This window comes from Methylobacterium sp. 092160098-2, assembly GCF_028920805.1.
GTDB classification, from domain to species: Bacteria; Pseudomonadota; Alphaproteobacteria; order Rhizobiales; family Beijerinckiaceae; genus Methylobacterium; species Methylobacterium fujisawaense.
This window is the reverse complement of the sequence record NZ_JAQPZJ010000001.1, coordinates 1,056,998-1,076,421: the sequence shown is the minus strand read 5'-3', so window position 1 is coordinate 1,076,421 and position 19,424 is coordinate 1,056,998. Positions and strand designations below refer to the sequence as shown.

At 68.3% G+C, this 19,424-nt stretch carries 13 protein-coding genes; 4 read left to right on the top strand and 9 right to left on the bottom strand.

Annotated features, from left to right (window positions below; all coding sequences use genetic code 11):
* Positions 1-72: 72 nt before the first annotated feature.
* The 5 genes from oxlT to PQI07_RS04960 all read right to left on the bottom strand — a co-directional run bounded on the left by oxlT (position 73) and on the right by PQI07_RS04960 (position 7,113).
* A complete protein-coding gene (gene oxlT / locus PQI07_RS04980) occupies positions 73-1,359 on the bottom strand; it encodes an oxalate/formate MFS antiporter (RefSeq protein WP_043353715.1) in 1,287 nt (428 codons plus the stop codon).
* Positions 1,360-1,493: 134 nt separating this feature from the next.
* Positions 1,494-3,302: a DEAD/DEAH box helicase family protein gene (locus tag PQI07_RS04975; protein WP_274926177.1), complete on the bottom strand. Its 1,809-nt coding sequence runs from the start codon at positions 3,300-3,302 to the stop codon at positions 1,494-1,496.
* 243 nt (positions 3,303-3,545) lie between these two features.
* Positions 3,546-4,634, bottom strand: coding sequence for a branched-chain amino acid aminotransferase (locus tag PQI07_RS04970; protein WP_043353724.1), 1,089 nt, complete (start codon positions 4,632-4,634; stop codon positions 3,546-3,548).
* A gap of 91 nt (positions 4,635-4,725) precedes the next feature.
* Positions 4,726-6,486 (bottom strand): ABC transporter ATP-binding protein, encoded by a 1,761-nt coding sequence (locus tag PQI07_RS04965; RefSeq protein WP_043381667.1) that lies wholly within the window; start codon positions 6,484-6,486, stop codon positions 4,726-4,728.
* A gap of 93 nt (positions 6,487-6,579) precedes the next feature.
* Positions 6,580-7,113: a Spy/CpxP family protein refolding chaperone gene (locus PQI07_RS04960; RefSeq protein WP_043353732.1), complete on the bottom strand. Its 534-nt coding sequence runs from the start codon at positions 7,111-7,113 to the stop codon at positions 6,580-6,582.
* Between the two features lie 164 nt (positions 7,114-7,277).
* On the opposite strand from PQI07_RS04960, the gene PQI07_RS04955 reads away from it, so the two are divergent.
* From PQI07_RS04955 to PQI07_RS04940, 4 genes are all read left to right on the top strand, one after another.
* Positions 7,278-8,216 carry a metal ABC transporter solute-binding protein, Zn/Mn family gene (locus tag PQI07_RS04955; protein ID WP_083683691.1) on the top strand — a complete coding sequence of 313 codons (939 nt, stop codon included), beginning with the start codon at positions 7,278-7,280 and terminating at the stop codon, positions 8,214-8,216.
* Positions 8,217-8,542: 326 nt separating this feature from the next.
* Positions 8,543-10,291, top strand: coding sequence for a heparinase II/III family protein (locus PQI07_RS04950; protein WP_043353729.1), 1,749 nt, complete (start codon positions 8,543-8,545; stop codon positions 10,289-10,291).
* A gap of 72 nt (positions 10,292-10,363) precedes the next feature.
* Positions 10,364-11,962, top strand: coding sequence for a bifunctional phosphoribosylaminoimidazolecarboxamide formyltransferase/IMP cyclohydrolase (gene purH, locus PQI07_RS04945; RefSeq protein WP_274926176.1), 1,599 nt, complete (start codon positions 10,364-10,366; stop codon positions 11,960-11,962).
* A 207-nt stretch (positions 11,963-12,169) separates the two neighbouring features.
* On the top strand, positions 12,170-12,595 hold the full coding sequence (locus PQI07_RS04940) for a hypothetical protein (RefSeq protein ID WP_251982374.1): 426 nt from the start codon (positions 12,170-12,172) through the stop codon (positions 12,593-12,595).
* A gap of 661 nt (positions 12,596-13,256) precedes the next feature.
* Here PQI07_RS04940 and PQI07_RS04935 read toward each other — a convergent pair.
* From PQI07_RS04935 to acs, 4 genes are all read right to left on the bottom strand, one after another.
* Positions 13,257-14,891 carry an MFS transporter gene (locus PQI07_RS04935; protein WP_052083781.1) on the bottom strand — a complete coding sequence of 545 codons (1,635 nt, stop codon included), beginning with the start codon at positions 14,889-14,891 and terminating at the stop codon, positions 13,257-13,259.
* A 292-nt stretch (positions 14,892-15,183) separates the two neighbouring features.
* A complete protein-coding gene (locus PQI07_RS04930) occupies positions 15,184-16,866 on the bottom strand; it encodes a cation acetate symporter (protein WP_043353743.1) in 1,683 nt (560 codons plus the stop codon).
* Positions 16,863-17,234 carry a DUF485 domain-containing protein gene (locus PQI07_RS04925; RefSeq protein ID WP_043353744.1) on the bottom strand — a complete coding sequence of 124 codons (372 nt, stop codon included), beginning with the start codon at positions 17,232-17,234 and terminating at the stop codon, positions 16,863-16,865. The genes PQI07_RS04930 and PQI07_RS04925 overlap by 4 nt, the downstream gene beginning before the upstream one ends.
* 136 nt (positions 17,235-17,370) lie before the next feature.
* Entirely contained in the window at positions 17,371-19,317 is a 1,947-nt protein-coding gene (gene acs / locus PQI07_RS04920; protein ID WP_274926175.1) for an acetate--CoA ligase, read from the bottom strand.
* Between the last annotated feature and the right edge of the window lie 107 nt (positions 19,318-19,424).

The window sequence follows — 19,424 nt, the reverse complement described above, 5'->3', positions numbered from 1 at the left end:
CCGGAGGAGGGGAGGGCGGGAGATCCGTGAAGGCTGGGCGTCGCTCGGGCGACGTCGTGGAGCGGGGGCTGCTCAGGCCGCCCGGATCGGGTGGGCGCCGAGCGCCGCGGGATGCTCCTCTGCGGCGAGGTAGCGAGCTCGCATCGGGCGCAGGACGAACATCGCCATCGCCGCCGCCGTCACGTTGAGCACGATGATCAGCGTGAACACCGCCGACCAGCCGTAGGCCGCCGACAGGAGGCTGGCGAAGGGCACGAGGAACGCCGCGGTGCCCTTGGCGGTGTAGAGCAGGCCGGCATTGCTGGCGGCGTACTTGGAGCCGAACGTGTCGCCGCAGGTCGCCGGGAACAGCGAGTAGATCTCGCCGAACACCCCGAAATACACCGCGGTGGCCAGCACGAAGACCATCGGGATGTGACCGTAGGTCAGCAGCACGATCACCGCCAGCGCCGCCGTCGAGAAGGCGATGAACATCGTGTTCTCGCGGCCGATGTTGTCGGAGACGTAGCCGAAGAACGGCCGCCCGAACCCGTCGAAGATCCGGTCGAGCGAGATCGCAAGCGTCAGCGCCGCCATCTGGAGGCCGAACAGGCTCACCGGCACGCCCGCCACCTGGAAGTCGTGGGCGATCGGGGCGATCTGCGCCGCCGCCATCAGGCCGCCGGAGGCGACCATCACGAACATGGCGTACATCACCCAGAAGACCGGGGTGCGCACCGCCTCGCGGGGGCTGCGGTCGACCTTGGTCTGCGGCAGGCGGGTGCTCTTGCGCTGGACCGGCGAGTTGGTCGACGGCTTGCGCAGCAGGAAGGCGAGCGCGAGGACCACGGCGCCCTGACCGATGCCGAAATACAGGAAGGCGTCCTGGTAACCGCTCGACGCGATCATGCGGGCGATCGGCACCACCGTGATGGCGGCACCCGCGCCGAAGCCGGCCGCGGTGGCACCGGCGGCGAGGCCGCGGCGATGCGGGAACCACTTGAGCGCGTTGCCCACGCAGGTGCCGTAGACCGAGCCCGCACCGATGCCGGCGATGACGGCGCCGAGATAGAGCATCGCCAGGCTGTCGGCGTAGGCGTTGATCGTCCAGGCGAGGGCGATCATCACGCCGCCGAACGCGACCACGATCTTCGGGCCGTAGCGGTCGACGAACCACGCCTCGACCGGGACCAGCCAGGTCTCGGTGGCGACGAACAGCGTGAAGGCGAGCTGGATCGCCGCGCGTCCCCAGTGGTAGCGCTGGTCGATCGGGTCCACGAACAACGTCCAACCGTATTGGAGGTTGGCGATCATGGCCATGCAGATCACGCCGAAGGCGAGCTGCCACCATTTCGCCGACGGCGAATCCTGGCGTTCCATCCCTGAGCCTCTCTCTTGGGCGGCGCGGCCTTGCTGTGGCGGCGTCTCTCGTGCACCGACGATCATGCACATCCGTTCTAGGTATGCAATATACCAGCCTGATACGGACGGGATGAACTGTCAGGGCGGCGATATTATTCCGTTTGCCCCGACGGAGAAATCGGGCCCCAGGCACCGAGCGTCGGCGCGTCGGTCGGGTGCAGCGTTTCATCGAGCGTGGGAATCGCGGTCGGATCGGCCGGGAATCCGATGACCGCGCAGGCCGCCTCCCAGTCCGGACCCGCCTTCACCGCCGCCAGGGTGGCCGGATCCAGCGCGGTGATCCGTCCGCGATCGAGGCGCAGGATGGCACGGCCGGTCTCGGCCTGAACGAAGCGGACGATCGCCATCCGGCGCAGGCATTCGCGCAGGAAGGTGGTGTTGGCGGATGCCGAAAGGTCGGCGCCCTTGAACACCGCCTCGGGACTGCGGGCGAAGATGTCGACCTTCCGAAACCGGTCGATGTCGATCAGCCCTTTCACGTCGAGGATGTTGAGGATCCCGTCGGCCCAGAACGCGATGGTGCGCGGCCGCTCGCCCAGCGGCACGCTGTTGTCGAGGAACTCGCAGACCACCTGCTTGTCGCGCGAGAGCGCCCAGTTGAAGAACAGGCGCGGCATGCCGGTATAGGCCTCGACGTTGTGCGCCAGCAGGTCCTCCACCGCCTTGTAGCGGCCGAACATCTCACCCCGCTTCCATGCCCGCTCGACGGTGTCGGCCGGGGGCGTGACCATGAACTGCATGTAGACCCGGTCGCCGAACCGGGTGAGCAATTGCCCGCCGCCGTCAGAGCCGGCCTCGGCCTGGAAGCTGTCGAACCGAAACCGGTCGATGAGCAGGTTCGAGATCCGCCGCTCGGCCGCCTTGCGGGTGACGTAGCGGTCGAGCTTCATGTCGATGATCTCGACCTCGTAGCCCGTCAGCGTCCCGGCATAGCGGGAGGCCTCGCCCAGGCTGTCGTAGTCGAGGAGGTACTTGCGCCAGACGTCGGGTGTGATCACCGCGAAGTCCGACCACGCCATGCCGAGACGTCTGGCGAGGCCGAGCTGGTAGGGACGGATCGTGCTCTTGCCGGAGGCCGAGGCCCCTTTCACGTTCATCACCACCGGGAAGTCCTGCGGCGCCAGCCGGCGATAGCCATGCGCCTCCACCACTGCGGCGATCCAGGGCTCGATCAGCTCGCCGATGCGGCGGCTGCCGTAGCCGTTCGAGACCAGCGTACCGGCGATGGTCCGCATCAGGGATCCGTCGCGGATCAAGGTGTTCTGCCGCGCGATAAGGCCGGACACCACGCTGCGCAGGGCCTCGCAGGCGGCGATCTCCAGGCCGTCGCCGGATTCGGCGGCGCGCCGCTGCCAAGTCTCGAGATGACGCAGGGACCGGGTCGCGAGATCCTCGCGCGGGGCCACGACCGCCGGGGGGCGGCGTCCGAGGAGCCTATCGAGCCAGCGCGGCTCGGGCGGCTGCGGGGCCGGCGTCTCGTCGAGGATGGCGGCGACTTCACGATCGAGTAGCGCGTCGGCCTCGGCGCGGATTTGGGCGAGGGCTGCTTCGATCTCACTGAGGCGGGGCTCGATGCCCTCGCGCAGGATCGTGGACACGATGGCCCGGAAGTTCACGCCGAGATCGGCATAGACCGCACCGACCGGCACGGACAGGTCCGACATCACGCGGATCAGCACCTCATGGACGACGAGGCGGCGGGCCCGGAACCGGCTGAGCTGGCGGGCCGGCAGCCCGCAGAGGTCGCTCAGATCCAGGGCGTCGCGCAGCGGCGTCTCGACGTGCTCGGACCGGTAGACCGTCACCAGCGGCAGGAAGGCGGACGGCAGATCGGATCGGACGCCGGGGTTCCACGGGCCGATGATGGCCGCATCGGGAACCTGCCCCGCCGCGACGGTCACGGGCGCAACCGCCGTGGCGTGACGCGGCCTGTCCGATCGATCCCTCTTATCCTGAGGTGCTGGGCAGCAGCCTCGCAGGCGCGGTCCAGGGATCGCGCGGCCGTCCGGAGGCCTCCTGCGAGGCCTCCGTTGCGCTGCGCCATTTCACGATGCGGGGATGGGTTGCACGTGCGGGTGCCGCGCCGAGGGTGCGAGCCAAGCCTGCTCGACCCCCGTGCCATGAGTTCGAACTGGCGAGACGCCTTAAAAGATCTTCTGGAACCAGCCATGGGCGTCATTGGTGTTGCCCCGCTGGATGTCCACCAGAAGGCTCCGCAGCCGCTGGGCCACGGGCCCGGCCTTGCCGTTCCCGATTGTGAAGCTCTCCTCGCGGCCCTTCACGGTGCCGATCGGCGTGATCACCGCGGCGGTCCCGCAGGCGAAGGCCTCGGTCAGGCGGCCCTCCCGCACGTCGGTGCGCCACGCGTCGATCGTGTAGGGCTCCTCCTTCACGGTCAGGCCGGCTTCCCGCGCCAGGGTTATGACCGAGTCGCGGGTGATGCCGTGCAGGATGCTGTCCGAGAGCGGCGGCGTCACCAGCGTGCCGTCCTCGAAGACGAAGAACACGTTCATGCCGCCGAGTTCCTCGATGTAGCGGCGCTCAACCGCGTCGAGGAAGACGACCTGCTCGCAGCCCTGGGCCGCGGCCTCGGATTGCGGGGCGAGGCTCGCCGCGTAGTTGCCCCCGCACTTGGCCGCGCCGGTGCCGCCCGGGGCGGCCCGCGTGTAATGCTCCGAAACCCAGACCGTGACGGTGCTGTTCGGGTCCTTGAAGTACGAGCCCACCGCCGACGCGATGGTGATGAACAGGTATTCGGAGGCCGGCCGGACGCCCAGGAACGCCTCGGTGGCGATCATGAATGGCCGGAGATAGAGGCTACCGTCGGGCGTGTCGGGGATCCAGGCGCGGTCGATCTCGACGAGCTTGCGCACCGCGTCGACGAAGGCATCCTCCGGAAACGGTGGGATCGCCAGGCGCTCGGCCGAGTGCCGGAAGCGACGCGCATTGGCGTCGGGCCGGAACAGGGCGGCGCCGCCATCGGCAGTGCGGTAGGCCTTGAGGCCCTCGAAAATCTCCTGCGCGTAGTGCAGCACCGCGGAGGCGGGATCGAGGGGAATCGCCTCGCGGGCCTGGATCCGCGCATCGTGCCAGCCGCGACCGGCCGTGTAGCGCGCCACCACCATGTGGTCGGTGAACACCTTGCCGAAGCCAGGATTCGCCATAAGCGCGGCCCGCTCCTCGGCGGTCCGCGGGGCGGGATGACTTTGGATCTCGAACGTCAGGTCGCTCACGGTCTGGTCCTTATCGACTGAGGCCCTTATGGCGCGCTCCGGCGCGCGAATCTACGGAGCCGGCGCATGACGGTGTCACCGCACACGCGCGTTATTCGGCGGTCGCGGGCTCCGACAGCTGGAGCCGGTGCAAGCGTGCATAGGCGCCGCTGGCCGCGAGCAGGGCGTCGTGCCGTCCGGTCTCGATCACGCGGCCCGATTCCATCACGGCGATCTGATCGGCGTCGCGCACCGTCGAGAGGCGATGGGCGATCACCAGGGTGGTGCGGCCCCGCATCAGCCGGGTCAGCGCCTCCTGGACCAGACGCTCCGATTCGGAATCGAGGGCCGAGGTCGCCTCGTCGAGGAGCAGGATCGGCGCGTCCTTCAGGAAGGCGCGCGCCAGCGCCACCCGCTGCCGCTCGCCGCCGGACAGTCGGCCGCCGCCGGGCCCGACACGGAAGTCGTAGCCCTCCGGGAGGGCCGCGACGAAGTCGTGGGCCGCGGCGGCGCGGGCGGCCGCCTCGATCTCCGCAGGCGACGCCCCGGGCCGGCCGAAGCCGATATTCCGCGCGATCGTGTCGTCGAACAGGACCACCTCCTGCGACACCACCGCCACCGCCGCGCGCAGGGACGCGAGGGTCACCGCGCGGACGTCCTGTCCGTCGATGGTCACGCGGCCTTCGGTCACGTCGTAGAGCCGCGGGACGAGGTTGAGCAGCGAGGATTTCCCGGAGCCTGAGCGTCCGACCAGGGCCGTGACCGAGCCCGCCGGGACCGTCAGATCGATCCCCTCCAGGGCCGGCGCATCCGGCCGGTAGCGGAACCGCACGCCGTCGAAGCGGATCGTCCCGGCGGACACGGTGAGCGGCCGCGCGTCGGGCGCCTCGCGTATCTCGGGCGCCTCGTCCATGACGTCGAAGTAGCGCCTGAGGGCGGCGGCCGCCTCCTGCAGGATGGCGTTGAGGTTCCCCAGCGCCCGGGCCGGCTGCGCGGCGAGCAGCAGCGCCGCCACGTAGCCGGTGAAGTCGCCCACCGTCTTCTCCCCCGCCAGCACCCGTTGCCCGACCAGTACGAGCACCCCCGCCACCGCGATGCCGCCCCCGATCTCCAGCAGCGGGTCGAGACGCCCGCGGGCATTGGCGGCTTTCATCTTGAGGCGGCGCACCTCGTCGAGGGCCTGCGCGGCGCGGCCCTTGAGGTAGGCCTCCATGGCGTAGGTCTTGGCGACCCGGACCCCCTGGAGGCTTTCGGAAATGAGGCTGGCGGTGGCGCCCATCTGCTCCTGCGTCGAGGTCGACACCCGCCTGAGCTTCTTCCCGATCCGCCCGATCGGTCCGGCCACGAACGGCACCGTGACGCCGGCCACCAGAGTCAGCACCGGATCCATCCAGATCAGCGCCCCCACGAGGCCGATCAGCATGGCGATGTCGCGCAGGAGCACCGTCGAGATGCGGGTCAGCGCTTCCTTGATGAAGGCGAAATCGGTGGTGAAGCGCTGGGTCAGCGCCGCCGGGCTCTCGCGGCCGAGCTGGGCGAGATCGGACTCGATCAGGTGCCCGTAGAGCGCCGCCTGCATGTCGGCCTCGACCCGGGTGACCACCCTGTTCGTCAGAACGGTCTGGCCATAGAGCGCGAAGCCGCGCGTGGCGGTGACGACGATCACCACCAGCGGCCCATAGGCGATGGCCGCCGCATCCTTGCGGTCGAAGGCGTCGAAGGCGGCCTTGATCAGCGCCGGGTAGAGGCCGGTCGAGGCGCCCACCAGCGCGATCAGCACCAGCACCACGGCAAGGGTGGCCCGGTGCGGGTACAGCCAGGTGCGCCAGAGGCGCGCGAGAAGGGGAGCCGTGTCGCCGCGGAGGCGCGCCATGAAACCTACCAGGTCGGATCAGCGCCGGCCTCGGGCAGGATGCGCGGCGGCAGCGGTGTGCCGCCGCCATCGCCGCGGATCAAGGCCTTTGGCTCAACGGTCGTCGCCGTCCGGACCGCGGCCGCCCTCCCGGCCGCCCTCCCGGCCGCGATGCCAGCCGCCGTGACCATGCCCGCCCATAGGCCGGGCGAGGATCGTTGCGCGCCGCTTCTGGTCTTGATCGAGGCTGGCGTAGAGCGGCTGGGACGCGTCGGCCAGCTTGCGCAGGGCCTCTCCGCGTGCCGTCGCGGCATCTGCCATTGCCCGAAGGGCCGCTGGGGCATCGTCGCTGAACTTGGGGCGGTCGCGCATCGCCTCGCGGCGCTGCTGGCGCATCTTGGCCATGTCACGGATTGCAGCCTCCACGGGCGGCCACAGCTTCTCCTGGTCGGGGTTGAGCTTCAGGCCGGCATGCAGGGCGGCGATGCGGGCATCCGTGAAGGCCGCCCGATCCTCGGGCGTGAGCGCACTCCAGCGCCCGTGACCGCGGAAGCCGTCGGGTCCATGGTCGTGCGCAACGGCCGCGCTGGCGACACCCAGGCCGAGGGCCCCTGTCACCAGGATGCTCGCTCTCAAACGGCGGGACATGGAATCCTCCATCTTGACGCTCCGGACAGCGTCGGAACCCACGGGGCGCGACGCGTCCGACGCCGCGCATTGGGGACCGGGCATGTATCCCGCTTGTGTATGTAACAATGTTACATTAGTGGCAGGTGCGACCGAAGGCGCGGGAAGGTGGAACGGTGCGGGGCGTGGCAACAACATTCCGGATCGCGGCGCTCGCGGTCCTGTCCGTCTGGCTCGGACTTGGGGTGCCGGCGGTGGCCACCACGCAGACCGTCCCGATCCGGGCGGTTGCGAGCTTCTCGATCCTGGGCGACCTCGTCCGGCAGATCGGCGGTGCGTCCGTGACGGTGACCACCCTGGTCGGACCCGATTCCGACGTTCACGGCTTCAGCCCGTCGCCAGCCGACGCGCGCAAGCTCGCCGAGGCCGATATCGTGTTCGTCAACGGCCTCGGGCTGGAGGGCTGGCTCGACCGGCTGATCCGCGCCTCCGGCACGCGCGCCCCAGTGGTGACCGTCTCGACGGGCGTGTCGCCGATCCCGGCGCAGGACGAGCATGTCCACGGGGAGGGCGGTCACGGACACGGTGAGCACGCCTTCGATCCACATGCCTGGCAGAGCATCGCCAACGTTCGGATCTACGTGGCGAACATCCGGGACGGCCTCGTGAAGGTCGATCCGGCCCATGCCGCCGCCTATCAGGAGGCCGCGGCCGGCTACCTCGCCAAGCTCGATGCCCTGGAGCGGGACGTCCGGGCAGCGATCCTCCAAATCCCGCCGGAGCGGCGGCAGATCATCACGACCCACGATGCCTTCGGCTATTTTGCGGCGGCCTACGGCCTGCGCTTCATCGCGCCGCAGGGCGTCTCCACCGACAGCGAGGCGAGCCCGCGGGACGTGGCGTCGATTATCCGCCAGATTCGCCGCGAGCGCGTACCCGCGGTGTTTCTGGAGAACATCAGCGACCCGCGCCAGATGGAGCAGATCGCCCGCGAGAGCGGCGCCCGCATCGGCGGGAAGGTCTATTCCGACGCGCTCTCCGGGGCGGACGGTCCGGCAGCGACCTATCTCGACCTGATGCGGTCGAACCTGGCGGCGTTCGACGCCGCGCTCATGCCGAAGTGACCCGATCCGACCGGCGCGGGATCGATTGCGCTGCAGCCGCTCCGCCGAGGGCTGGCCCGTGTCATGGCCGGATGCCGGCTCCGACAGGACGGGATCGAGCTTCCATCCTGACGACGTGCTCCGCGGCTGTGCCGATCCGGCCCAGGTCACGAGCCGTCACGACTGACGGTACCGTCCTCAGTCGCCTTCACGGCGTCGGGCATGACATAGCGTAAACCGCCGGTTAAGAGGCCCCCACTAGCCTTACGAAACGGGTGCCAGCCGATCCTCGTACGCGAGGGCTCAAGGCCTTGGGGCCTTGTGAAAACGCGCAGCTCGGAGATCGCGTGGCTTGGGGGCCTGACCGCTGGCGCTTCTATCGGCTCGTCGCGCGCGAGGCTGCACGCGCGGGCCGCGCGGCCGGAGCCAGCGTCACAGCACCGCCCGACATCCTCGCCCGGATGCGGGTGACCGGACTGGTGATCGCCCCGCAGGACCTGCGGACCTCGGACGCGACCTTTGCGGACGACATCTATGCCGGGCTGTTCGTCTTCGCGGGCCGGTCGCTCGCGGCGAGCGGCGGCTCACCCTTCGACTACGCGGCGCCGTCGCCGGAATGGGCTGACGAACTCTACGGCTTCGGCTGGCTGCGCCACCTGCGCGCCGCCGACACCGCCCTCGCCCGGGCCAATGCCCGCGCCTTCGTGGCCGATTTCATCGCGGGCCGGGGCGACGCGGCGCTCGCCCGGCAGACGCCCGTGGCGGCCCGCCGGTTGATCTCGTTCCTGTGCCAGTCGCCCCTCGTGCTGGAGGGGGCCGATCACGGCTTCTACCAGAACTTCCTCAAGGCGATCGGACGCAACGCGCAGCAACTCGAGCGCGACCTGCGGCGGGGCGTGCCACCGCAATGGCGCCTGAACGCCGCCGTGGCGCTCTGTTACGCCGGCCTGTGCTGCGACGGCATTCAGCCGATCCTGCGTCGAGCGACCCGGATTCTGACGCGGGAGCTCGACCGCCAGATCCTGACCGATGGTGGCCACCGGTCCCGCGACCCGCGCTTCGCCATGGATCTGCTCCTCGACCTCCTGCCCCTGCGCCAGAGCTACCTCAGCCGCAGCGTCGAGCCGCCGATGGCGCTGCTGCGGGCCGTCGACCGGATGTTGCCGCTGCTGCGACTCCTGCGCCACCCGGACGCCTCGCTGAGCCACTTCAACGGCATGGGCGCCACGGATGCGGACCACCTCGCGACCCTGCTGGTCTACGACGGCGCGCTCGCCCGGCCGCTGATGCACGCGCCGAACTCGGGCTACGAGCGCCTGGAAGGCGGCCGGGTCGTCATCGTGGCCGATGTCGGCGCGTGCCCGCCGCTGCCCTACTCGGTGAATGCCGGTGCCGGCTGCCTCGCCTTCGAGATGTCGAGCGGCCCCCAGCGCATCGTGGTCAATTGCGGCCTGCCGGCCAGCGGGGCGGATCTGCGCCTCCTCGCCCGTTCGACGCCGGCCCACTCCACGGCCTCGGTCGCCCACAGCTCGTCGTGCCGGTTCCTCACCCGTACCGGGTGGTGGGGCGAGCGGCTCCTGGCCGATTGGCTGATTCGCCGGCGCGGGCCCGTGGTGCTGAGCGGGCCCTCGGCGGTGGCCGCCGAGCGCGCCGAGGAGGCCGACAGCGTCGTCCTCGCGGCCCGGCACAACGGCTACGCGCCCGATTTCGGTATCGTGCACGAGCGCCGCTGGCAGCTGTTCCACGCGTCGGTGCGGCTGGAGGGCCGCGACGCCTTCCTGCGCCAGGGCAAGGCGCAAAGCCGGGGGCGGCGGTTGCGCCCGCAGGATGTGGCGATCCGCTTCCATCTCCATCCCGGCATCGCGGTGCGCGGCATCCCGGACGGGCTCGAACTCGCCTCGGCGCTCGGCGAGGTCTGGGTGTTCCGCGCCGAGAACGCCGAGATCGCCATCGAGGAGAGCGTCTACTTCTCGGGCCTGACGGGGCCGCGCCGCACCGACCAGATCGTGCTGCACCTGCGCGTCTCCGAGGACGTGGAGGTCCGCTGGAGCTTCGAGCGTCAGGCGTCCGCACCGCTGCGCGGTGTGGCACCCTGAGGGAGCCGGCTGGCCGGGCTCACCGTTTCCATGCTACCGCGCCGGGAAATCTCGAACTTTCGGCACGAAGCTATGGCGCACGATCAGGTGCGGGTCTCCCGCGCGCTCCTCTCGGTCTCGGACAAGACCGGCCTCGTCGACTTTGCCCGGGCGCTCCACGCCCGCGGCATCGCGCTGGTCTCCACCGGGGGCACGCATCGTGCCCTGCAGGAGGCCGGCCTGCCTGTCACCGAGGTGGCCGATCTCACGGGCTTTCCGGAGATGATGGACGGCCGGGTCAAGACGCTGCACCCGGCGGTTCACGGTGGATTGCTCGCCATCCGCGACAACCCGGAGCATCAGGCCGCGCTCGCCGCCCATGGGATCGGCGCCATCGATCTGCTGGTGGTCAACCTGTACCCGTTCGAGGCCACCATTGCGGCCGACCGGTCGGATGCCGACTGCATCGAGAACATCGATGTCGGCGGCCCGGCCATGATCCGCGCAGCGGCCAAGAACCACGCGGATGTGGCCGTGGTCACCGACGTGTCGGATTATGCCGGCGTGCTGGCCGCACTGGAGGCGCATGACGGCGCCCTGGGCGCGGAACTGCGCCGGAGCCTGGCGCAGAAGGCCTTTGCCCGCACCGCGGCCTACGATGCCGCCATCGCCAACTGGATGGCCGGCCGCTTCGGCACGGATGCGCCGGCGCAGTTCCGCGCCTTCGGCGGCACCCTCGGTCAGGCGCTGCGCTACGGCGAGAACCCTCATCAGGCGGCCGCCTTCTACCGCGCGCCCGGCAAGGTCCGCTCGGGTGTGGCCACCGCCCGGCAGCTCCAGGGCAAGGAGCTGTCCTACAACAACTTCAACGACACGGACGCCGCCTACGAGTGCGTGGCCGAGTTCGATCCGGCCCGGACCGCCGCCGTGGCGATCATCAAGCATGCCAATCCGTGCGGCGTCGCGGAAGGCATCAGCCTGCTCGAAGCCTACGAGCGGGCTCTGAGCTGTGACCCGACCTCGGCCTTCGGCGGCATCGTCGCCCTCAACCGGACGCTCGACGCCGAGGCGGCCAGCAGGATCGTCGAGATTTTCACCGAGGTGATCATCGCCCCGGATGCCACGCCCGAGGCCGCGGCCATCGTCGCGGGCAAGAAGAACCTGCGCCTGCTTCTGGCCGGCGGACTGCCTGACCCGCGGGCCCCCGGCGAGACCGTGCGGACGCTCGCCGGCGGTCTGCTGGTCCAGAGCCGGGATGCGGTGGTCGTCGACGACATGCCGCTCAAGGTCGTCACCAAGCGGGCGCCGAGCGAGGCCGAACTGGCCGATCTCCGGTTTGCCTATCGGGTTGCCAAGCACGTGAAGTCGAACGCCATCGTGTACGCCAAGGCCGGCGCGACGGTGGGAATCGGCGCGGGTCAGATGTCCCGGGTCGATTCCTCGCGCATCGCCGCCTGGAAGGCCGCCGAGGGCGCGAAGCGCCTCGGGCTGTCCCAGAGCCTGGCGGTCGGCTCGGTGGTGGCGTCGGACGCGTTCTTCCCGTTCGCGGACGGGCTGATGGCGGCCGCCGAAGCGGGCGCGACGGCGGTGATCCAGCCCGGCGGTTCGATGCGCGATGCGGACGTCATCGCGGCCGCCGATGCGGCCGGCCTGGCCATGGTCCTCACCGGCCACCGTCACTTCCGGCATTGATCTGGCGGGGTCGGGAGGGTCACGACGTGACGCTCCCGTGCCTCCGTGCCCCAGCACCGCCGAGAGGCCTGTCCGTCGCGCGGCGCCGCCGCGCTTCCGTTAACGATCCGCACGGATTGGAGCCGGTCGCGGCGATTTTTGTTCGGGCTGCGATGTCTCTCAGCATTGCCGTGAACAAGCGTGGCCTGTGCCGAAGCTCAGCAATGGATGTCCCGTAACGCCGAATGCTATTTTTTGAGCATTATTGCCGAACAAATACCCCCACCTTTGCGAATATGGGTGGCATCTGCGGAGCGGGTTGATATTTTCTCGGCTGCACGCCATCATTGCCCAGATGTGCGCCGGAAGCTCGTGAGAAGAACTTCCTGGAACGAATCCGGGTTGGGTGACGAGATGGTGGTCGCAGCGCTGTTGTTTCTCGTGGGAGCGCTGATCGGCCGCTCCTATTCGGTGATGATCATCGCCATGACCTCATCGGTGGTCATGTTCACTGCGATGACCATTTTCATGTCCGTTTACGGCCTCGACCTGCTGCACGTTCTGATCATGCTGGGATACCTGACGGCCCATCAGGCGGGATATCTGCTCGGCGCCTATCTCACCGACTATCCCGAGAACAATCGCGGGCTGTAACCAGCGTCACCACCACCAAACCAGCCGCCCGGCGAGGGTGTTGATCAGCGCCCACAAGCCCAGAGCCACGGCCATCCAGATAATTAGAAGTAGAAGATGCAGCTTCCGATGAGGCTGACGGCGCAAATGTGGCACGACATCGTTCACGATGGAATTCCCAGGGGCACTGGATCGTAGGGGAACCTTATACGGCCTTGTGCCGCTAAGGTTCCGCCGGGGCGATCGGCGAAAGATTAAATTTCGGACAGTTTCCGGCGGCCGGCGGAGTTGTTGGACGACCGGCATTGGCCGAGAAACGGACTGAAAGTTGCAGTCATTGACTGCTTGCAACGTGGTGGTCGGAAATCAGGACATTCCGTGTCGGCTCGCCGTTTCGACGGTGATGGTTCCGTCTGCCGTCGATACTTGAGACCTCTGTATAGGATCCGCCGCAACGCAATCCGTGACAGACCGCACGGATTGCGATTCCGCCGTCGCGTTGCGGGTTCGACACAAGCCGAGACGGGCCGGCCCGCCTTGCGGCCACGACCCGGCACGGGTCCGTGACCGGCGGCCCTCTGCCCGAAGGGGCGCGGACATCTCTGTGGAAATGGAAACGCCCAGGCAGTGGGAACTGCCTGGGCGTCGTCGACGCGAGGTTGGTTTGGCCGGTTTGCGCCGCTCAGGTATCCGCGAAGATGTCGCGATCCTTGGTCTCCGGCACGAAGAGGATACCGATGATCACGGTCGCGACCGCGATGACGATCGGGTACCAGAGGCCGAAATAGATGTCGCCGGTCTGGGCCACCATGGCGAAGGCGGTCGCCGGCAGCAGGCCGCCGAACCAGCCGTTGCCGATATGGTAGGGCAGCGACATCGAGGTGTACCGGATCCGGGTCGGGAACAACTCCACCAGCATGGCGGCGATCGGGCCGTAGACCATCGTGACGAAGAGCACGAGGATGAACAGCAGGCCGATCACCTGCGCGACCTGCGGCCGGAAGATGTCGAACGGATTCGACATCTTGACGATCTCAGGGTCACCCGCCTTCGGGTAGCCGGCGGCCTGGAGTGCCGCGGTCGTGGCCTTGTTGGCCTCGACGTTGCCCCCCTGCGGATAGGGGATCTCCGTATCGTTGACCCGGATGGTCGTGGGCTGTCCGGCCGCCCCGGCAGCGGTGGTGTAGCGCACCGACGACTTCGACAGGAAGTCGCGGGCGAGGTCACAGGGCGCGGTGAACACCCGGGTTCCGACCGGGTTGAACAGGTTTCCGCAGGCGGCCGGATCGGCCGTCACCGTCACCTTCACGTTCTCGATCGCCGCCTCGAGCTTCGGGTTGGCCGTGGAGGTGATGCCCTTGAAGATCGGGAAGAACGTCGCCGCCGCGATGGCGCAGCCCGCCAGGATGATGACCTTGCGGCCGATCTTGTCGGACAGCCAGCCGAAGACCACGAAGAAGCCGGTGCCGAGAAGCAGCGACCACGCGATCAGCAGGTTGGCGGTATAGCCGTCGACCTTGAGAATCGATTGCAGGAAGAACAGCGCGTAGAACTGGCCCGTGTACCAGACCACACCCTGACCGGCGACGAGGCCGAACAGGGCGATGATCGCGAACTTCGCATTGCGCCACTGGCCGAAGGCCTCGGTGAGCGGTGCCTTCGAGGTCTTGCCCTCGTCCTTCATCCGCTGGAAGGCCGGAGATTCCGACAGCTGGAGGCGGATCCAGACCGAGATGCCGAGCAGCAGCACCGAGACCAGGAACGGGATGCGCCAGCCCCACTCGGCGAAGGCGGCCTCGCCGGTGAAGGTCCGGGTCGCGAGGATCACGAGGAGCGACAGGAACAGGCCCAGGGTCGCGGTCGTCTGGATCCAGCTCGTATAGAACCCGCGCCGGCCGTTAGGGGCGTGCTCGGCGACGTAGGTGGCGGCGCCGCCATACTCGCCGCCGAGGGCGAGGCCCTGGGCGAGGCGCAGGACGATCAGGATGATCGGAGCCGCGATGCCGATGGTGGCCGCGTTGGGCAGGATGCCGACGATGAAGGTCGACAGGCCCATGATCAGGATCGTGATCAGGAACGTGTATTTGCGTCCGACGAGATCACCGATGCGGCCGAAGACCAGGGCGCCGAACGGACGGACGATGAAGCCGGCCGCGAAGGCGAGCAACGCGAAGATGTCGCGCGTGGCGGGCGGATAGGCAGAAAAGAACTGCGCGCCGATGATCGCCGCCAGAGAGCCGTACAGATAGAAATCGTACCACTCGAACACAGTACCGAGCGAGGACGCGAAGATCACCCGCTTCTCGGCCGAAGTCATCGGCCTCGCGGCGTCTCCGGCCCGCGGGATCGCGGTTGCCACAGCCATAAGACACGTCCTCCCAAACGCATATGGGCGGCCCGACGATGGGATCGCCCTTTCCCGGCCCGCTCCCGGGCGGCCCTGCGCAAAGCGCAGATCACCTATGCGTTATCTCAAGGGCGTTGCGGGTCAACCGGTAAAGCGATTGTAAAGAGCCTCATCAACACAGGTGCGCACCGAGTTGTCACCGGAACGACGAAGGGCGCGGCTCGCGCCGCGCCCTCCGCCTGTCCGACGCGTCTGGTTGAGGTCAGTGCGCGTGGGCGCCGGACGCCCCAATGCCCGTCTCGGAGCGCACATACTGCGCCTCGAAGGCGGCCCGCTCGCGCTGGGCCCGGCGGGACTTGTCCATGAGCGACACGACCCAGATCGTCGCGAAGGCCAACGGCATCGAGAACAAAGCCGGGTTGTCGTAGGGGAAGAGCGGGGCCGGGTTGCCCAGCGTCGTCACCCACACGGCTTTCGACAGCACCACCATGATCACCGCGGCGAGCAGGCCGACGAGGCCGCCGGCCAGCGCACCCCAGGTGGTGGTGCCGCGCCACAGGATCGACATGGCCAGCACCGGGAAGTTGCAGCTCGCCGCCACCGCGAAGGCCAGGCCCACCATGAAGGCGACGTTCTGGTTCTCGAACACGTAGCCGAGGTAGATCGCCACGATGCCGATCACCACCGCCGAGATCTTCGACAGGTTGACCTCGTGCTTCTCGGTGGTGCGCCCGCGGGCGATCACCTGAGCGTAGAGGTCGTGGCTGATCGCCGAGGCGCCGGCGAGCGTCAGGCCCGCCACCACGGCCAGGATGGTCGCGAAGGCCACGGCGGAGATGAAGCCGAGGAAGTACGGGCCGCCCACGGCGTTGGCGAGGTTCACCGCCACCATGTTGGTGCCGCCGATCATGTCCTTCAGCTTGTCGAAGGTCCCGGCCGCGCCGAGCTTGAAGTAGACCGGATCGGACATCAGCAGGGCGATGCCGCCGAAGCCGATGATGAAGGTGAGAATGTAGAAGTAGCCGATCAGGCCGGTGGCGTAGAACACCGACTTGCGCGCGGCCTGCGCGTCCGAGACCGTGAAGAACCGCATCAGGATGTGCGGCAGGCCGGCGGTGCCGAACATCAGGCCGACGCCGAGGGAGATCGCTTCCACCGGGTTCGACACGAGTCCGCCCGGCGCCATGATGGCGTCGCCCTTCGGGTGAACCTGCACGGCGTTCGCGAACAGCATCTCGGGGTTGAAGCCGTACTTCAACAGCACTGCGCCCGCCATGAAGGTCGCGCCGCCGAGGAGCAGGCAGGCCTTGATCACCTGCACCCAGGTGGTCGCCTTCATGCCGCCGAAGGCGACGTAGACGATCATCAGGACGCCGACGATGATCACCGCGTAGAGATAGGGCAGGCCGAACAGGAGCTGGATCAGCTTCCCGGCGCCGACCATCTGGGCGATCAGGTAGAACGCCACCACCACGAGGGTGCCCACCGCCGAGATGATGCGGATCGACGTCTGGTCGAGGCGGAAGCTCGCCACGTCCGCGAAGGTGAACTTGCCGAGGTTGCGCAGGCGCTCCGCGATCAGGAACAGCACGATCGGCCAGCCGACCAGGAAGCCCGTGGAATAGATCAGCCCGTCGAAGCCCGAGGTGTAGACGAGGCCGGAGATGCCGAGGAACGAGGCGGCCGACATGTAGTCGCCGGCAATCGCCAGGGAGTTGGTCCCCGCCGAGATGCCGCCGCCCGCCGCGTAGAAATCGGCGGCGGACTTCGTGCCCTTCGCGGCCTTGTAGGTGATGCCGAGCGTCAGCAGCACGAAGAACAGGAACATCAGGATGGCCGGCCAGTTCGTGACCGATTGCTGCACGGCCCCGAGATCCGGGCCGGCGGCATAGGCCGCGCTGGCGGCGATCGTGCCGAGCGTCAGGCCGAGGAGGAGCCGGTTCATCGGGCGACGCTCCGCTTGAGGGCGGCGCTCAGAGCGTCGAAGCGCGTGTTGGCCCGGGCCACGTAGACGCCGGTCAGCGCGAAAGCGAACAGGATCACGAAGACGCCCGCGAACAGCCCGAGGGAGGCGGTGCCGCCAACCTTCACGGCGAGCAGCGACTTGTCGAAGGCGATGAGCCCGATGAAGCCGAAATAGACCACCAGCATCAGGATGGTCAGCGTCCAGGCGAAGCGGGTGCGCTCATGGACGAGTTGCTGGAATTCGGGTGTCCGGACAATCCGCTCGACCTGCGGATCGACCTCCGTTCCGAGTGCGCGTGTTCCCGGGGGCGCCGTGCGCCCTCGAAGGCCGAGTGTCGTGCCGCTCATGGCTTTTCCTCCCGCGAGGGCACTCTGGCCCCCCGGTTCATCGCGTTGAAGTTCGTGGTTCTTGTTGGAGACGGGCGCCGCCCCGGCACCCGTCCCGGTCCGAACCCGCGCCGCTATGGCCGCGGCGCGGATGCGATCAGGCCCGGTTCTGCCGGTTCTCGATCAGGTCGTCGACCACGGCCGGCTCGGCCAGCGTCGAGGTGTCACCGAGCGAGCTGAAATCGTCCTCGGCGATCTTGCGCAGGATCCGGCGCATGATCTTGCCCGAGCGGGTCTTCGGCAAACCCGGCGCGAACTGGATCAGGTCTGGAGAGGCGATCGGCCCGATATCCTTGCGGACCCAGGTCACCAGCTCCTTGCGCAGGGCGTCGTCGCCCTCCTCGCCGTCGTTGAGGGTCACGTAGGCGTAGATGCCCTGGCCCTTCACGTTGTGCGGGTAGCCCACGACCGCCGCCTCGGCGACCTTCGGATGGGCGACCAGCGAGGATTCGACCTCTGCGGTGCCCATGCGATGGCCGGAGACGTTGATGACGTCGTCAACGCGTCCGGTGATCCAGTAATAGCCATCCGCATCGCGCCGGGCGCCGTCGCCGGTGAAGTACTTGCCCGGATAGGTCGAGAAGTAGGTCTGCTCGAACCGCTCGTGGTCGCCGTAGACCGTGCGCATCTGGCCCGGCCAGGAATCGGCGATGCAGAGATTGCCCTCGCAGGCCCCTTCCAGAACCTTGCCCTCGGCATCGACCATCTCGGGCGTCACGCCGAAGAACGGCCGGGTTGCCGAGCCGGGCTTGAGTGCGGTGGCGCCCGGCAGCGGGGTGATCAGGATGCCGCCGGTCTCGGTCTGCCACCACGTGTCGACAATCGAACAGCGCTTGTCGCCGACGACGTTGTAGTACCATTCCCAGGCTTCCGGGTTGATCGGCTCGCCGACGGAGCCGAGCACGCGCAGCGAAGCCCGCGAAGTCTTCTTCACCGGCCCCTCGCCGCCGCCCATCAGCGAGCGGATGGCGGTGGGCGCCGTGTAGAAGATGTTGACCTTGTGCTTGTCGATCACTTCCCAGAAGCGGGACGTCGACGGATAGGTCGGGATGCCCTCGAACATCAGCGTCGTCGCGCCGTTGGCGAGCGGTCCGTACACGATGTAGCTGTGGCCGGTGACCCAGCCGACATCGGCGGTGCACCAGTACACGTCGCCCTCGCGGTAATCGAAGACGTACTCATGCGTCATCGACGCGTAGACGAGGTAGCCGCCCGTGGTGTGCACCACGCCCTTCGGCTGACCGGTCGAGCCCGAGGTATACAGGATGAAGAGCGGATGCTCGGCGTCCACCGCCACGGCGGGGCACTCGTCGGTCACCTGCTCGGCGGCCTCGTCGTAATAGACGTCCCGGCCCGCCTCCATGGCGACGCTGCCGCCTGTGCGGCGCACGACGATCACGTGGTCGACGAGATCCGCGTCGAGCCGCTTGATCGCTTCGTCGACATTGGCCTTCAGCGGCACCTTGCGGCCGCCGCGCAGGCCCTCGTCGGCGGTGATCACCAGCTTGGAGCCGCAGCCCTGGATGCGCGACGCCAGCGAGTCGGGGGAGAAGCCGCCGAACACGATGGCGTGGATCGCCCCGAGCCGCGCGCAGGCGAGCATCGCGTAGGCGGCCTCCGGGATCATCGGCATGTAGAGCGTGACCCGATCGCCCTTGCCGACGCCGCGATTGCGCAGGACGTTGGCCATCCGGCAGACCTGCGCGTGCAGCTCCCGGTAAGTGATGTGCTTCGACTCGTCGGGATTGTCGCCTTCCCAGATGATCGCGGTCTGGTCGCCGCGGGTCTCCAGATGACGGTCGATGCAGTTATGGGCGACGTTGGTCTTGCCGTCTTCGAACCACTTGATCGAGACCTTGCCGGGCTCGAAGCTGGTGTTCTTCACGGTGGAGAACGGCGTCATCCAGTCGATGCGCTTGCCGTGCTCGGCCCAGAACGCATTCGGATCGGCGACGGACGCCGCATACATCTCTTGATACTTGGAATCGTCGACGTGAGCGCCCTCACGCCACGCGTCCTTCACCTCGATGACCTTGCCTTGCATGGCGTTCCATCCCTGATTGGTGCCCGATCGTATCGCGGTGGCGGCCGCGCAGCCAGGACTTCCAAAGTAATGTAGCCTACAATTTACGATGACGATATGATCGCGGT

Excerpts from the sequence above, each read along its gene's own strand:
- oxlT (WP_043353715.1), bottom strand. The coding sequence starts at position 1,359 with ATGGAACGCCAGGATTCGCCGTCGGCGAAATGGTGGCAGCTCGCCTTC.
- PQI07_RS04965 (WP_043381667.1), bottom strand. The coding sequence starts at position 6,486 with ATGGCGCGCCTCCGCGGCGACACGGCTCCCCTTCTCGCGCGCCTCTGG.
- PQI07_RS04960 (WP_043353732.1), bottom strand. The coding sequence starts at position 7,113 with ATGTCCCGCCGTTTGAGAGCGAGCATCCTGGTGACAGGGGCCCTCGGC.
- purH (WP_274926176.1), top strand. The coding sequence starts at position 10,364 with ATGGCGCACGATCAGGTGCGGGTCTCCCGCGCGCTCCTCTCGGTCTCG.
- PQI07_RS04940 (WP_251982374.1), top strand. The coding sequence starts at position 12,170 with ATGTCCCGTAACGCCGAATGCTATTTTTTGAGCATTATTGCCGAACAA.
- PQI07_RS04935 (WP_052083781.1), bottom strand. The coding sequence starts at position 14,891 with ATGACTTCGGCCGAGAAGCGGGTGATCTTCGCGTCCTCGCTCGGTACT.
- PQI07_RS04930 (WP_043353743.1), bottom strand. The coding sequence starts at position 16,866 with ATGAACCGGCTCCTCCTCGGCCTGACGCTCGGCACGATCGCCGCCAGC.
- PQI07_RS04925 (WP_043353744.1), bottom strand. The coding sequence starts at position 17,234 with ATGAGCGGCACGACACTCGGCCTTCGAGGGCGCACGGCGCCCCCGGGA.
- acs (WP_274926175.1), bottom strand. The coding sequence starts at position 19,317 with ATGCAAGGCAAGGTCATCGAGGTGAAGGACGCGTGGCGTGAGGGCGCT.